This is a genomic window from Schaalia georgiae DSM 6843 (assembly GCF_000429245.1).
Classification (GTDB): Bacteria; Actinomycetota; Actinomycetes; order Actinomycetales; family Actinomycetaceae; genus Pauljensenia; species Pauljensenia georgiae.
Genome location: NZ_KE386870.1, coordinates 220,024 through 235,462, shown reverse-complemented (window position 1 = coordinate 235,462; position 15,439 = coordinate 220,024). Strand labels below are relative to the sequence as shown.

Here is a 15,439-nt window from a genome sequence, read left to right as displayed (position 1 = left end):
CTGTGCGGGGGGTTTGCTAGGGGGTGCTCGTGGGGTTGGACAGGGCGTGGTCCCTCCAGCCCTCCAGCCAGGCGCGCGAGCCGGGCCGGAAGGAGTGGACGAAGAGGAGGCGCAGGCGCGCGGCCGTCAGGTAGGCGTCCAGGCGCGGCGCCGAGGTCGGCATGCGGGCGGAGGCGTCGTCGAGCCATCCGATGACGGAGTCGAGGCTGTGGGCGCTCAGCGTGCCGCGCACACGGGCGAGTTCGGCGTGCGCCCACAGGTTCGTCAGGTCCAGGGCGGCCTCTGCCATGCGGGCGCCGTCGAGGTCGATGACCCCCAGGGAGCGCCCGTCCCACAGCAGTTGGCCGTCGTGGAGGTCGGCGTGGGAGACGACCAGCGGCGCCCCGGCGGGTTCGACGAGGCGGCGGGAGGCATCCAGGACGGCCTCGGAGAGGCGGGGGTCGTCGACGGTGGCGAAGGCCCGGGCGCGCTCCTCCCAGCGGGCCAGGTTCCTCGCCTCGTGGGCGCCCGAGTACGGCGCGAGCACGTGGTCCTCCACAGCCCGCCAGGTGTCGGCGAGGAGGCGCCACCCGGGCAGGGCGGCGTCGCCGAGGTCGGCCAGGGAGCGGCCGGCCAGGCGCGTGAAGGACACGGAAGTGGGAGCCCAAGACGTGACTGAGGCGACTTCGAGTCCCCAGGAGCAGTAGACGCGCCCGGCGACCAGGGTGTTGCGGGCGATGCGCTCGCCCCCCTTTCGCACGTGCTTGGCCACCCAGTCCGCGCCGACGACGACGGCGCGGCGCCCGTGGCGGTGGACCACCAGGGTCCCGTCGCCCACGGGAATGCGCCCCAGCACGGGGTCGCAGGCGTATGGGGACAGGACCAGGCCCGAGTCGGCGAACCGGCCCGCGCGCAGCCTGCCGTAGCGGTCCACGACCTCCACGGCGATGGCGCCGTCACAGGGCCAGGCGCGCTTGAGGCCCTCGATGGCGAAGACTCGGTCGATCAGTGCCATGGGGCCCCCTCCTCCATGAGATCCAGAGTTGCGGCGACGCGCGCGGCCCAGTCGGGACGCGCCTCGCGCAGGGGGTCGGCCAGCGACAGGGCGCGCGCGTGCACGACGGCCGCCGCCATGTGCGCGCCGCCGGGGATCCGTCCCCCCGCCTGCTCGTAGCCGCGCAGGAAGGAGGGGGCCATTGCGGGGCCCGCGCTGGCCGCGTAGGAGGCGACGTCGAGGGCAGCGGCCCCCATGCGGGCGCGGTCGAAGTCGGTCAGGAGCACGGCCCCCGCCTCGTCGATGAGCACCTGGTCGGGCGACGCGTCGGCGTGGATGGGCACGGCGGGGGCGGGCGCGGGCTCGGGGACGGCGCGGGCGAGGTCAGCGATGCGGCGCCCGAGTCCGTCGTCGAGGGCCCCGATGATCCGGGCGTGGACTTCCAGGGCCGCGCGGGTCGCGGGGGCGGGCGAGGCGAGTGCGGCGACCAGGGGGGCGGGGGGCCTGGCGGCGTGGAGGCGGGCGAAGAGGCGGCCGGCCCGCTCGGTCCACTCCCGCACCCGCTCGGTCGTTCCCCGGGGGGAGGACAGGTCGGAGCCGCCCGCGTCCGCGAGGACGCACACGTGGGGGTCGGAGCCGTCGTCGAGGCGGGCGGGGACGGGGATGGTGGCTTCGAGGAAGCGGCTGAGCGCGGCGGCCCGCCGGTCGGCCCGGGCGCGGATGCGCACGACCGTCCCCGCGCTGCGGACGACGAGGCGGCGCAGGGGGTTGTGCCGCAGGATCCGCCAGGTGGCGGGGTCAATGGCGCCCGAGGCGCGGGCGCGGTCGATGTGGGGCATCAGCGCCGGGTCGGAGGCGACGCCGCCCCATTGGATCCGCAGGTCCTGTGAGAGGGGGCGGATCCACGTGGGCAGGCCGAGGCCGGCCGCCCTGGCGGCGGCCTTGTCGGCCTTCTTCAGCGCGGCGGGCCACAGGACGCGCGCCCACCCGGCGGGGGCGCCGGAGGGATCGGCCAGGGAGGCGCTGACGGACGCCCCCGGCTTGATACGCACACGGGTGGCGCTGCGCGCCTCCCCCACGGCGCCGGAGAGGCGCTCGGGGTCCAGCAGCGTCGAGACCGCCAGGGCCAGGGACGGGCTCATGGCGCCCCCTTCCCGCCGGCGCCGACGGCGGAGCCGGCCACCCACGCCCGGAACAGGCGCGACTCGGCGAGCAGCCGCGAGGGCGGCCCGTCCAGCAGGACGCGCCCCTCCTCGATCCACACGACCCGTGTGGACCGCAGCGCCACCTGGGGGTCGTGGGTGACGGCCAGGGCGGTGCGCCCTCTGACGAGGCCGTCGATGGCGTCTAGGACGAGGCCGGCAGAGGCGGGGTCCAAGCCGGTGGTCGCCTCGTCGAGGATGATGATGGGGGTGTCGCGCAGCAGCACCCTGGCGATGGCGACTCTCTGGCGCTGGCCGCCCGACAGGGTGCCTCCCCGCTCCCCCACCTCCGTGTCGTAGCCGTCGGGCGTCTCCATGATGAAGTCGTGGGCGTTGGCGGCCCTGGCCGCTGCGACGACCTCCTCGTCGGAGGCGCCCTCGCGGCCCAGGGCGATGTTCTCGCGGATCGAGGTGGCGAAGAGCACGGCGTCCTGGTGGAGGAGTGTGACGTTGGAGCGCAGCGCCGCCAGCGACAGGGCCGTCAGCGGGTAGCCGCCCATCAGGACGCGCCCGCGCACCGGATCCTGGGCGCGCACCGCCAAGGAGACCAGGGTGGATTTGCCGGACCCGGAGGGGCCGATGATCGCGATCCTCTCCCCCTGGGCGACCGACAGCGACAGGGAGCGGAGGACCTCCACGCCGTCGTACTCGGTGACGACGCGGTCGAACTCCAAGGACCCGCCGATCCAGGCGGGGCTGAGGGCCCCCGGGGCGGTGACGATGTCCTGGGGGACCTCCATGAGGTCGGCGACGCGCTCGCCCGACGCCCCGGCCCGCGAGATGCGGCCCGTGTACTTGGCCATGTCGCGCAGCGGCTTCATGGCGGTGCGCAGGTAGGAGGCGAACAGGACCAGGTCGCCCACGCCCATCGCTCCGGCGAGGACCCTCATCCCGCCGCCGACCAGGACGATCGCCGAGGCGAGGCCCACCAGGACGTCGGTGGAGCGCTCCAGCCGGGCTGCCAGGCGCAGGGACTTGACGCCCTGGCGCACGGCCCTGCCGTTGGCGCCGCCGAAGCGCCCCGCTATGTAGTCCTCCAGGCAGTACGCCTGGACGACGGGCATCGAGGCGAGGGACTCCTGCGCGGTGTTCGCCAGTTGCCCCTCGCCCTTGCGCGTGCTCCGCGAGGCCACGGTGATGCGCTGGGAGGAGCCGCGCGAGATCAGCAGGAAGAGGGCGACGGCCACGACGACCACCATGGCCAGCAGCGCGTCCAGGACGACCATGACGACGAGCATGACCGCCAGGGTCGCCGTGTTGGCCAGCAGCGGCAGTCCCGCCGTGATGGCGACCTCCTGGAGCCGGTTGACGTCCCCGACTATGCGCTGGACGGTGTCGGCGCTGCGGTTGCGCGCGTGGAATTGCTGGGACAGGCCCTGCACGTGGCGGAACACGCGGGCGCGAAGCGACTGCGCCACCCGGGATCCGACGAGCGCGAAGCACACGGTCGCCAGGTAGTTGCTGGCGGCGCGCAGGCCCACGACGACGACGAGCAGTAGCGCGCAGGCGACGATCATGGGGGCCGCCGACCACGCGTCCCCGGTTCCGGGCAGCGCGGCCTCGAACACGGAGTCCACGACGATCTTCATGGGCCAGGGCTCCATGACGCGGAAGACGACGTCCATGAGCAGGGCGGTCACGCCGCCCGCGATCAGGCCCTTGTGGGGACGCACGTCGGGGCCGACCAGGCGCAGAGTGCGCGACAGGGCACCGATGCGCCCTCCCTTGGGTCTCTTAGGCATCGCTGCCCCCCGCCAGTTCGAGCACCCGGGCCACTGCCCCGCTCCACGAGTGGCGTTCGACGGCGGCGCGGCGGGCCCGCTCCCCCAGGTCGGCGCGCCGGGCCGGGTCCTGGGCGAGGGCGTCGACCGCCCGGGCCAGGGCGGAGGGGTCGGAGGGCGGCACCAGGACGCCGCAGCCCGCGAGCGCCGAGGGGATCTGCCCCAGCGAGCTGGCGACGACGGGCAGTCCTGCCGCCATGTACTCGTAGACCTTCAGGGGCGAGAAGTAGTGGTCGGCCTCCCGCCGGGGCATGGGGTAGGGGGCGACGGCGATGGCCGTGCCCTCCAGGTGGGCGGGCATGTCGTGGGGGGCGACTGCGCCCCGGAAGTCCACGTCGACGCCGGCGAGCCGGGCGGCCTCCTCCAGGCGGGGGCGCTGGGGGCCGTCGCCGATGACGCGCAGGGCCCAGGGCGCTTGTGCCAGGCGGCGGGCCTCGATGAGGTGCTCGACGCCGTGCCAGGGTTTGAGCGTGCCGACGAAGGTGACGACCACGCGCCCGTCTTCCTCGCCAACGGGCGTGATGCGGGTGGTGTCGACTCCGTTGGGCACCGTGTGGGCGCCCTCGGTGCCGGTGAGGGCCTCGACCCAGGCGCGCACGGGGTCGGAGACGCAGATGGTGGCGCTGGCCGCGCCCGCCTGCTCCCTCAGGTTCGCCAGGGCGCCGTCCTCGTCGTCGAGCCGGCGGTGCTCCCGCTGTTCGGCGATGAGGGGCGCGTTGACTTCGAGGACGCCCCTGACTCCCCTGGTGCGCGCCAGTCGGGCGAGCACGGTGGAGAACAGGGAGTAGCGCTCCCACACGAGGTCGGGGGCGTCGGACTCCAGGTGCTCGGCGATGGCGCCCGCCGACTGGGTTTGCGCTTTCTCACGGTCGGGGCAGTGGGCGGGGAGCGGGTGGGTCCACGTGGGCGCGCCCGCCAGGTCGGCGGGCGGGTGCTCGCCCAGGCGCACGGCGTGGATCTCGACGTCGTGGCCGCGCCGCACGAGTTCGCGCGCGACGTCCTGGATGTGGACGGAGGCCCCTTTGGCGCCGTGGACGGGGATGCCGGGGTCGGCGCACACGTATGCGATCCGCATCAGTTCTCCTCCTCGGTTTCGAGGCCCGCCAGGCGGGCGGCCTGGCGCCGTGAGTCGTAGGACTCCTCGATGAGGGCGCGGGCGCCTCTGGCGAGGTCGCGGGCGGGGGTGCGCCCGGAGGCGATGCCCCCCATGGCCTGCGCGAGGGCGCTCGCCGAGGCCGGGGGCACGAGGACGCCGGTGCGCCCGTTGACGACCGCCTCGAGGATGCCGCTGACGGAGGTGGCGATCACGGGGGTGCCCACGGCCATGGACTCGAGGATCACAGTGGGCAGCCCGTCGATGTTGCCGTCCGCTCCGGGCACGCAGGGTGCGACGAACACGTCGGCGGCCTCCAAGTGGGAGCGGACCTCGTCCTGGGTGCGCGCCCCGAGCAGGCGGCACGAGTCCGACAGCCCGTTGGCCTCGATTCTTCGGGCGAGGCCGCCCGCGAGCTCTCCTTCGCCGATGATCCCGGCCTCGAAGTCGACGCCGGCGCGGCGGGCCAGGGCGAGGGCGTCGATGAGGTGGGCGAACCCCTTCTTCTCGACGAGGCGCCCGACTGCGAGGACGCGCAGCGGCCCAGAGGGGGGCTCGGGGTCTCGGTAGGCGAAGCGCGCCAGCTCCAGGCGTTGCGCTGCAGGACGACGCGCGCCCCCGTGCCCTCGAGCACCCGGTTCAGGTAGTCCTGGTTGTAGCGGGAGATCGCGATCACCTGGGCGGCGCCCGCGCACACCTCGCGCAGCAGGTCCATGTCGACGGACTCGTGGTGGATGTCCTTGGCGTGGGTGGTGACCGTGTAGGGGATGCCCGTCAAGGACGAGGCGATCCAGGCGGCCCGCCCGGCCAGGGAGGCGAAGTGGGCGTGCAGGTGGGTGATGCCGTCCTCGCGGGCGGCCCGCGCGAGGGCGAGGCCCTGGGCGACGTCGTCGGCGGCGAGGCCTGCGATGCGGGGTATGAGGCCCGTGAAGCGCCGGCGCACGTCCTCGTCGACGAGGGACGAGGTGAGGGCGTCCCACAGGTCGGCGGCCTTGCGGGGGCGGGGCACCCAGCTGACGGGGGCTCCGACGCGGGCGATCTCGGGGTGGAAGCGCGTGTCGGTCGTGGGGCGCAGCGCGTAGATCCGCAGGTCCTGGCCGAGGTCTTCGCGGGCGAGGATCTCGGTGACGACGAAGGTCTCGGAGAAGCGGGGGTAGACCTTGAGGACGTAGCCGATGCGTGTCATGCGGGTTCTCCTTCGGGGGTGCGGGTGAGCAGGCGGGTGGCGGCCCGGGCTGCGGCGGCCAGGCCGCCGAGCTCGACGTGGGACCGGTCGGTCCGGGAGCGGACGGCACCGGCGAGCCAGCGGGAGAGCAGGCCGGGGGTGGCGGCCCCTTGGCGGACGGTGTCGATGGCGCGGGCGCGGGACAGGGCGCGGGCTCGGATGGCCTGTTCGAGCCGAGGCTTCTCGCGGGGGACGATGAGGGCAGGGGTGGAGGTGGCGAGGATCTCGCACACGGTGTTGTAGCCGCCCATGGCCACCACGGCGGCGGCCTCGCGGATCCTGTGGGCCAGGCCCGGGCAGGAGCGCACTACGGTGGTGGAGGGGCCGGCGAGGGCCTGGGCGCGTGCGAAGCGCTCCTCGGCGAGCTGGGGTCCGGCCACGACGACGTGGTCGTGCCCGCCGGGCACCCGCGCGCTGGCCGTCGCTTCGACGAGGGGCCCTCCGTCGGAGCCACCACCGGCCGTGGTGAGCACGTAGGGGCGGGCGAGCCGCCCGGGGTGGGGGTCCACGTCGGCGCGCCCCGCGGCCAGGTAGCCGGTGAAGAGGGCGCGCGGGGCCAGGGCCGGCGGGATCTCCCCGCTGCTGGTGGCGTCGTGGACTCTCGGGTCGCCGTAGACCCAGACCTGGTCGATCAGGGGCGCCAGGGCGTCGGCGCCGCCCAGCCCCTCCCACTCGCGGGCCGCGACGGCGGGGTCGTCGAGGACATCGCGCAGTCCCAGGACGATGCGCGCGCCCGGGTGGGAGCGGCGCAGCGCCCGCAGCGGGGCCTCGAGCTCGCGCCGGATCCCCAGCGGGTGGCGGTCGACGATGACCAGGTCGGGGGCGAATCCTTCGAGCGCGGCCCCCAGGATGGCCGAGCGCAGCGCGACGGTCTCGGACAGGGGCCCGGGGAGCCTGCGGGGCGCGTAGACGCCGTCCCGTTTCTCGACCCCCGGCAGAGCGAGCCAGTCGAATCCGTGTGGCAGCGTGAACAGGGGCGAGGGGGCCAGCCCGGAGACGACGAGTCCGCGCAGCCCTCCCGCGCCCGCGCTCGCGGCGATGTGGTGCGCGAGCGCCAGGTTCCTCCTCACGTGCCCCAGGCCTTGCGAGTCGTGGCTGTACAGCAGCACGGACAGTGGTGTTTCCAACGCGCCGCCTCCTCCCTGTTGTGTTCCACTTGCCTCCAATGTGGGTTGTCAAGCGAAGAGGGGGATGAGAGGCCGATGAGAAACCTCTAATGAGCCGGGCCAGGCCCTTGCGCGGGGAAGCGGGCGCGCCCCGGGACGGGGGCGGCGGAACGGATCCCCCGGGGTGGCAGGCAGGGCGGGGAGGCGCGCGGCGCCGCCCTGCGGCCGCGTCCAGTCGGGCGGCGCACTTCCCCTCACCCCGCGTCCGAATGTGATGTGGGGCGCGGGCACTTCCCCTGCGCGCCGGGCCCTGTGATACTCATGTGGTATCCCATTCAGCGTCGAGGGACGCTCTACCGGAAGGATCACAGTGGCGACAACGACCAGCACGGCCGAGGCCATCCTCGAGGCCGTCGGCGGGGCCGGGAACATCACCCATCTCACCCACTGCGCGACGCGCCTGCGCTTCGAACTCAACGACGCCTCGGTCATCGACAAGGACGCGGTCGAGGCCATCGACGGGGTCATGGGAGCCGTCCCCCAGTCCGGGGACCGCTACCAGATCATCATCGGCGGCGCCGTCCAGGGCGTGTACAACGACATCATGAACCTGCCGCAGATGGCGGGCGGGGGCTCGGCCCCGTCGGGCGGTCAGTCCAACGCGGACGTCAAGGCGGCCGTGCGCGCGAAGGCACGCGGCAAGAACGCCCTCATCGACGCGTTCTTCGAGTACCTGTCCGACTCCTTCCGCCCGCTGCTGCCCGTCCTGCTGGGCGCCTCGCTGATCCTGGCGGCCCTGGCCGTGCTGGAAGCGTTCAAGGTCGTCGACACCCACGCCGAGGTGATCCCCTCCTGGCTGGGCTTCACCAACTCCATGTGGCGCGCGGTCTTCTACTTCCTGCCGGCGATGGTGGCCTACAACGCCTCGCAGAAGCTCAACGTGGACCCGTGGGTGGGCACCACCATCATCCTGGCGCTGCTCACCCCGAACTTCACGGGGCTGATGAACACCACTTCCTTCCCCACCACGACGTGCACCGAGATCTTCGGCACTGACCGGAAGCAGTGCGTGGCCAATATCCTGGGCATCCACCTGCAGCTGAGCGACTACGGCGGCCAGGTCTTCGTGTCGCTGCTCATGGTGCCGATCCTGGCGCTGCTGTACAAGGGTTTGAAGAAAGTCATCCCCGCCAACGTCCAGATGGTCTTCGTCCCCTTCATCTGCTTCGTGGTGATGATCCCGCTGACGGCCTTCCTGATCGGCCCGCTGAGCATCTGGCTGGGCAACGGCATGGGCTCGGGCCTGGCGTGGCTCAACACCAACGCCCCCGTCGTCTTCGCGGTCTTCATCCCGCTGCTCTACCCGTTCCTGGTCCCGCTGGGCCTGCACTGGCCGCTGAACGTCCTCCAGATAGCGAACATCGCCGCCCAGGGCTCGGACTTCATCCAGGGGCCCATGGGCACGTGGAACTTCGCGTGCTTCGGCGCCACCGCCGGCGTCCTGTTCCTGTCGATCCGCGACAAGGACGCCGAGATGCGCCAGACCGCTTCGGGCGCCCTAGCCGCGGGCCTCTTCGGCGGCATCTCCGAGCCCTCCCTCTACGGCATCCACCTGCGCTTCAAGCGCGTCTACCCGCTCATGCTCACGGGCTGCGTGGTCGGCGGACTCATCGTCGGCATCGGCGGTGGTCTCAAGATCGACACCTTCGTGTTCACATCGCTACTCACGATCCCGCTCTTCCAACCCACCGCCCTGTACGCCATCGCCGTCGCCGCGGCCTTCGCCACCGCCTTCTTCATGGTCGTGACCTTCGACTACCGCACCAAGGAGCAGCGCGCCGAGACCAAGGCGCGCCGGGCCGGCGGAGACGCCCCCGCCCCCGTGGCCACAGCCACTGCTCCCGCCGCCGGGACTGCCCCCGCTGCTGCGGCTCCGGCGAGCGCCGCGCCCGCTGCCGCCGCGCCCGCAGTCGAGTTCAGCGACGAGGCCAAGGCCGATCTCACCCTCACCTCGCCCATCGAGGGCACCAAGGTGCCCCTGAGCGAAGTCAAGGACGAGGCATTCGCCGGCGGCGCGCTGGGCCCCGGCATCGCCATCGAGCCCTCCAGCGGCGTCGTCGTGGCGCCCTGCGACGGGAAGGTGACGGTCGCCTTCCCGACGGGCCACGCCTACGGCATCAAGTCGGCCTCCGGCGTCCAGGTGCTCATCCACATCGGTATGGACACCGTCAAGCTCGACGGCAAGGGCTTCACCCCCAAGGTCGCCAAGGGCGACGTGGTGCGCCGCGGCGACGTGCTGGCCGAGGTCGATTGGGATGCGATCCGCGCGGCCGGATACGACACGATCACCCCCGTGGTCGTCACCAACAAGAAGAAGTTCGCCGCGATCACGCCCGCCGAGGCGGGCCCGGTCGCTTTCGGCGACACCATCATCACGGCCACCGCGAAGGAGCAGGCGCAGTCCTGATCCTCCTTCCAAAGGCCCTGGGGGCGCCCTTCGGGGCGCCCCCAGCGCGCACCCGGGGCAGGCGCACAAGGGCCCTGGTTCACGAAACACGCACTGCGCAAGGGCGGAATCAAGCCGCCCAGTGCGGTGCCGTATTGCCTAATCCCCTCCCTTGTGCGCGACAAGAAGGGACGAAGGGCACTGAGCGGGGAGCACAGGACGGATGCGCCCGGCCCCCTCACGGTGCCGACAGCCCACGTCCTAGCGGCGGAATGCCTCGACGAAGTTCGTGAGCACCCGGTGCGAGGGGGACACGTCGACGCCGGAGACCTGCTCGGTGATCGCCTCGGCCGCCTCGGGCGGGTAGTAGCGCCCTCCGTACTGCTCGACCCGGACCAGGACCCCGGCGAGGTCGAGCTCGGGGTGGAACTGGGTGGCCCAGGCCGCCTCGCCGACGCGCACCATCTGGATGGGGGTGTCGTCCCCGGCCAGTAGCACGCTCATCCCGGGGGCGAGCTCGCGGACCGCCTCGTGGTGCCCGACGTAGGCGTGGAAGCGGTCCGGTGTGCCCTCCAGCAGGGGGTCGGCGCGCCCCGCGTCGGTCTTGGTCAGGACGATGCCGCTGATCTCCTCCCCGTGGTGGGTGTCGACCGCGCCCCCGAGGTGCAGGGTGAGGGTGCCCAATCCGTAGCACAGCCCCAGCAGGGGGAAGGACTCCCCCAGGACCCGCGTGTAGAGGCGGGACAGCCATTGCTCCGCGGCGATCTGCCGGGCGTCCTTGTCGTGGTCGTCGGCGTTGGCGTCCCAGGGGGAGCCGCAGACGATGATCCCCGAGTAGTCGGCCAGGTCGAGGTCCGGCAGGTGGCCGGCCTCCATGCGAAGGTGGACGCGCTCGTCGTCGCCGAGGCCGGCGATCCGGGGGAGTTCGGCCACTTCGGAGGCCAGGACCGGCCCGTCGTCGCGGGAGGTCAGCATGAGGAACGGCTTGGTCATGCGCCCATGCTATCGGGGCCGGCGCCCGCGGCCCGGGGCGTCCAATTCGCAAGCCGCGGTAACGCGGCCGCGCGCCGGGAGGCCTGCTCCTCCGCCCCGTCCCCGCACGCGCCGCCCTGCCGCAGCATCGGGGCCAGGGTCCGGCGCCGCCCCGCCGGCCGCGCGGACGCAGACGCGCACGGCGTCTGGGACACTGGTTCCATGCTGATCCTGCACACCTCCGACTGGCACCTGGGGCGCACCCTGCACGGGGAGGACCTGTCCGACAGCGCCGACGCCTTCCTCGACTGGTTGATCGGCCTCGTGGAGGAGCGCGGCGTGGACGCTGTCGTCGTGTCGGGCGACGTGTACGACCGCGCGGTGCCCCCCGTCGATTCGGTGCGGCGCCTGCGCCGCGCGCTCGTCGCGTTGTGCGCGCGGGCGCCCGTGGTGCTCACGTCGGGCAACCACGACGGCCCCGTGCGCCTGGGCGCCTTCGCGGGCCTGTTGGACGCCCGTCTGACGGTGGTCACCGATCCCCTGTCCGTTGGGACGGCGGTCGAGTTGGGCGGGGCGGACCGCGGTGCCCTGGTCTACGCGATCCCCTACTTGGAGCCGGATCTGGTGCGACAGCAGCTGTCGGACCTGCCGGGCGGGGAGGACCAGGGGCCTCCTCCCCTTCCGCGCAGCCACGAGGCGGTCGTGGCCGCCGCCCTGCGCAGGGTTGGCGCCGATCTGAGGCGCAGGCGCGCGGACGGCGACGACCGCCCGGCGCTGTGCATGGCGCACGCCTTCATCACGGGCGCCCTCCCCTCGGACTCGGAGAGGGACATCGAGGTGGGGGGCGTGGCCTCGGTGAGCACTTCTCTCTTCGACTCCCTGGGCTTGGACGGAGGGTTCGAGGGGCACGGCCTCGACTACGTGGCGGCGGGGCACCTCCACCGCCCGCAGGATGTGGCGGGGGCGTCAGTGCCGATCCGTTACAGCGGCTCCCCCATCGCTTACTCGTTCTCCGAGGCGGGCGCGGCCAAGTCCGTGACGCTGGTGTCCACGGGCCCCACTTCGGTGCTCTCGGTGGAGGAGGCGCCGGTCCCCGTCCTCCGGGAGGTGCGCGTCCTGGAGGGCACCATGGACGCCCTCCTGTCGGACCCCGACCCCGGGGCGCAGCGGTCGTACTGCTCGGTGACGGTGACCGATGCCGCCAGGCCCGCGCAGATGGTGCCCCGGATCCGCGAGGCGTACCCCCACGCGCTGGTGGTCCAGCACCGTTCCCCGGCAGAGGCCTCCCACCGGCCCGGGCGCGGGGCAGTGGCCTCGCGCAGCCCGCGCGAGGTCTGCGAGGAGTTCTTCGAGGCCGTGGGCGGCAGGGCGTTGGACGAGAAGGAGCGCGGCGTCGCCCGCTCGGTGTGGGAGCGGATGCGCGGGGAGGAGCGGTCATGAGGATCCGCAGACTGGAGATGGTGGGGATCGGCCCCTTCACCCGGAGGCAGGTCATCGATTTCACTGCTTTCGACGAGTCGGGGCTGTTCCTGCTGGAGGGGCCCACGGGCTCGGGGAAGTCCACGATCATCGACGCGCTCACCTTCGCCCTGTACGGGGACGTGGCCAGGCAGAAGGACGCGTCGAAGGACCGTTTGCGCTCGAACCGGTTGGAGGACGGCCAGCGCAGCGAGGTGGACCTGGTCTTCGAGGTCCGCTCCGGCCTCTACCGCGTCACGCGCACTCCCGCGTACACGCCGGCCGGGCGCAAGACGCAGCGCAACTCCAAGGCGACACTGGTGCGCGTCGTGGAGGACCCCTCCGCGGAGGCGGGGGTGCGCACCGTGGAGGACATCGCCTCGGGGCCCTCGAAAGTGGGGCCGGAGATCACGCGGATCGTGGGGCTCGACAAGGAGCAGTTCCTCCAGACGATCGTCCTGCCGCAGGGCAAGTTCGCGCGGTTCCTGACGGCGACGTCGGACGAGCGCGAGAGGATCCTGCGCGACATCTTCGACACGCGGGTCTACGTCGCCTTCCAGGAGCGCCTGGCGGAGGCGGCCGCCTCCTCGCGGTCGGCACTGGCCGAGCGCGAACGCACCGCCAGTGGGGCAATGGCGAGGGTCGCGGGGGTCGCCGTCCCCGAGGGCGCCCTGGACGCGGCGGAGGGCGGCGGGGACCGGGGCGCGGGCGCGCCCGGGGAAACCGACCGGGAGGCCAATGCCAAGAACGGAGCCGCGAAGAACACCGATTCCAGCCCCGCCGCCGCGCCCGGATCCACCAGCACGGATCCGGATCCATGCGCGGAGGACCCCTCCCCCGCGTTGGAGTGGGCCCGCGGGCGCCACCGCCTCGTGGAGGAAGCGCTGGAGCGGGCGCGGATGACCGCAGCGGAGGCCGACGCGCGGGACTCGGAGCAACAGGAGGAGCTGCGGCGCGCCCTCGACGACCTCGCCGCCGTCGAACGGCACCGCCGCCTGACCGAGCAGTTGGCTGATCTGGAGGACGCGCAACCGGGCATCGACGAGTTGCGGGCGCGGTGCCGCTCGGGCCGCGCCGCCCAGCGCGTCCTCGCCTACGCCGACGCCCACGAGCGCGCGGAGCGGGCACGCGGGGCCGCGCGCCTCCTGGTCGCCCAGCGGTGGCGGGAGGCTGGCTGCGACGGCGAGCCCCCGGCGAGCAGCGCCGAGGCGTCCGAGTCGTTCCCGCTCTGGCGCGAGAAGGCGCGGGCCGCTTCCCAGCGGGCAGCCGCCCTGGAGGGGCTCGCCGCCGTGGAGGCGGCCCTGCCCGGGCGGGTCCAGCGGGTGGCCGCCCTTGAGGCCGACGAAGCGTCGGCGGCCGAGCGCCTGCGCGCCTGCGAGGAGGCCGCCAGGGTCCTGCCCTCCCAGATCGAGAGGGCGCAGGCGGGGCTCGAGGCGATGCGCGCGGACGCGGCCTCCATCCCAGCGGCGCGCGCGGAGCTGGAACGCCTCGACAAGCGTTTGGAGGCGTCGCAGCGCGCCGACGTGCTGCGCGCCTCCCTCACCGGGTTGTCGGAGGCGCTGCGTGAGGCGGTGCGCGGGGCGAAGGTCGCGGACGCCGCCGCGCGGGACGCCCACGACCTGTGGCTGTCGGCCACGGCGGGCACGCTCGCGGCCGGGCTCGCCGACGGCAGTCCCTGCCCCGTGTGCGGCTCGGAGTCGCACCCCAGTCCGGCGCCACTGTCGGAGGACGGGATCACCAGGGAGCAGGTGCGCGGCCTCGACGAGGCGCGCCAGCGCGCCGACGGGGAGCTCGCCGACGCGAAGTCCGCGCACTCGGACGCGGTCCGCGAGATCAGCAGGCTCAACGCCATTGCCGGCGACCACACGGGGGCCATCGAGGATCTGCGCGGCGCCGCCGCCTCCAGACTGCGCGCCTTGGAGGAGGCCGCCGGGAGGATCCCCGGCGTCGAGGAGGCCATCGGTCAGGAGAGGGCGCGCCTCGGGGAGCTGCAGGGGCGCCGCGCGGACGCTGCGGCGTCACTGGCGCGCACCCGGGCGGCTCTGGGCGAGGAGCGCGCCGCCCTCGAGCGCGCCCGCGGCCAGGTGGCCGAGCAGGCGCCCCGGGGACGCACGATCGCGGAGAGCATCGAGGAGAGCGAGGCGCTGGCGTCCTCCTTCTCGTCGCTGCTGGAGGCGGCCTCCACGTGGAGCGGGGCCTGCGGGCAGGAGGAGGCGGCCCGCGCCGAGCTCATCGCGCAATTGGGCCGTTCCGGGCTACCCGCAGATGGGGGCTCGTGGAAGGGGGCGCTCGTGGACGAGGACCTGTTGGACTCCTACGAGGCGCGGATCCGCGGGCACGACCAGCAGTTGTTCGCCGTGCGCCAGGCCCTGGCCTCGCAGGAGATGGAGCGCGCCGGGGACCTGGAGGCGCCCGATGCCGAGGGGGCGCAGGAGCGCGCCCGGGCGTCGGAGCGGGTCCGGATGGCCGCCCACCAGAGGGTGGGCTCGCTCGAGCAGTGCGCTCGGGAGCTGGGCTCGGCGGTGGAGTCACTGGCCTCGTGCGTCGACGAGCTCCGCGCCGCCAGGCAGGAGGCGGGGCCCGTGCGCAGGCTCGCGGACATCGCGGCGGCCTCCTCCCCGGAGAACCTGGCGGCAACGCCGCTGAGCGCGTGGGTGCTGGTCTCGCGCCTTGAGGAGGTCCTGCGGGCCACGAACCCGCGGCTCGCGGCGATCTCCTCGGGGCGCTACGAGCTGGTGGCGGTGCCCGACGACGGCACGCAGTCGCGCAAGTCCGGCCTGGGGCTGCGGATCGTCGACCACGACACGGACACGGAGCGGTCGGCGCGGACCCTGTCGGGGGGCGAGACCTTCTACACGTCCCTCGCCCTGGCGCTGGGACTGGCGGATGTCGTGACTGCCGAGGCGGGGGGAGTCGAGTTGCGCACGGTCTTCATCGACGAGGGGTTCGGATCGCTCGACGCCCACACCCTGTCGCTGGTCATGGACCAGTTGCACCAGCTGCGCGACGACGGACGGTGCGTGGGCGTGGTCTCGCACGTGGAGGAGATGGCCTCGCAGATCCCCGACCAGGTGCGGGTCCGGCCCCTCGCGGCAGGAGGGTCGGCACTGCGGGTGCGCGCGTAGGCGGTGCGGGCCGCCGATCATCCGTCGTCGGCGAGGGGCGGCGCGGGCCTCCGATCAT

General features: G+C 73.6%; 9 protein-coding genes and 1 pseudogene. 3 read left to right on the top strand and 7 right to left on the bottom strand.

The genetic code is table 11. From position 1 onward, the window contains the following. Positions 1–16: 16 nt before the first annotated feature. The 6 genes and pseudogenes from G447_RS0109535 to G447_RS0109510 form a co-directional block, all read right to left on the bottom strand. Positions 17–994: a phosphotransferase gene (locus G447_RS0109535; protein ID WP_026430878.1), complete on the bottom strand. Its 978-nt coding sequence runs from the start codon at positions 992–994 to the stop codon at positions 17–19. Next, entirely contained in the window at positions 985–2,115 is a 1,131-nt protein-coding gene (locus tag G447_RS0109530) for a phosphotransferase (protein ID WP_026430877.1), read from the bottom strand. The genes G447_RS0109535 and G447_RS0109530 overlap by 10 nt, the downstream gene beginning before the upstream one ends. Then, on the bottom strand, positions 2,112–3,917 hold the full coding sequence (locus G447_RS0109525) for an ABC transporter ATP-binding protein (RefSeq protein ID WP_026430876.1): 1,806 nt from the start codon (positions 3,915–3,917) through the stop codon (positions 2,112–2,114). Before G447_RS0109525 ends, G447_RS0109530 begins: the two co-directional genes overlap by 4 nt. After that, positions 3,910–5,031: a glycosyltransferase family 4 protein gene (locus tag G447_RS0109520; protein ID WP_026430875.1), complete on the bottom strand. Its 1,122-nt coding sequence runs from the start codon at positions 5,029–5,031 to the stop codon at positions 3,910–3,912. Before G447_RS0109520 ends, G447_RS0109525 begins: the two co-directional genes overlap by 8 nt. Further along, positions 5,031–6,235: pseudogene (locus tag G447_RS11530) on the bottom strand (glycosyltransferase). The gene G447_RS0109520 and the pseudogene G447_RS11530 overlap by 1 nt, the downstream one beginning before the upstream one ends. Next, positions 6,232–7,401 (bottom strand): glycosyltransferase family protein, encoded by a 1,170-nt coding sequence (locus tag G447_RS0109510; RefSeq protein WP_243442355.1) that lies wholly within the window; start codon positions 7,399–7,401, stop codon positions 6,232–6,234. The pseudogene G447_RS11530 and the gene G447_RS0109510 overlap by 4 nt, the downstream one beginning before the upstream one ends. Positions 7,402–7,750: 349 nt before the next feature. On the opposite strand from G447_RS0109510, the gene G447_RS0109505 reads away from it, so the two are divergent. Further along, entirely contained in the window at positions 7,751–9,847 is a 2,097-nt protein-coding gene (locus G447_RS0109505) for a glucose PTS transporter subunit IIA (RefSeq protein ID WP_026430873.1), read from the top strand. Positions 9,848–10,087: 240 nt separating this feature from the next. Here G447_RS0109505 and G447_RS0109500 read toward each other — a convergent pair whose 3' ends face one another. Beyond that, positions 10,088–10,819 carry a glutamine amidotransferase-related protein gene (locus G447_RS0109500; RefSeq protein WP_026430872.1) on the bottom strand — a complete coding sequence of 244 codons (732 nt, stop codon included), beginning with the start codon at positions 10,817–10,819 and terminating at the stop codon, positions 10,088–10,090. Positions 10,820–11,020: 201 nt separating this feature from the next. Here G447_RS0109500 and G447_RS0109490 point away from each other — a divergent pair, with 201 nt between their 5' ends. Together G447_RS0109490 and G447_RS12785 are read left to right on the top strand one after the other, a co-directional pair. Then, positions 11,021–12,238, top strand: a complete 1,218-nt coding sequence (locus G447_RS0109490) for an exonuclease SbcCD subunit D (RefSeq protein WP_026430870.1) — start codon at positions 11,021–11,023, stop codon at positions 12,236–12,238. Beyond that, on the top strand, positions 12,235–15,381 hold the full coding sequence (locus tag G447_RS12785) for an AAA family ATPase (protein ID WP_026430869.1): 3,147 nt from the start codon (positions 12,235–12,237) through the stop codon (positions 15,379–15,381). The genes G447_RS0109490 and G447_RS12785 overlap by 4 nt, the downstream gene beginning before the upstream one ends. The last annotated feature ends 58 nt before the right edge of the window (positions 15,382–15,439 follow it).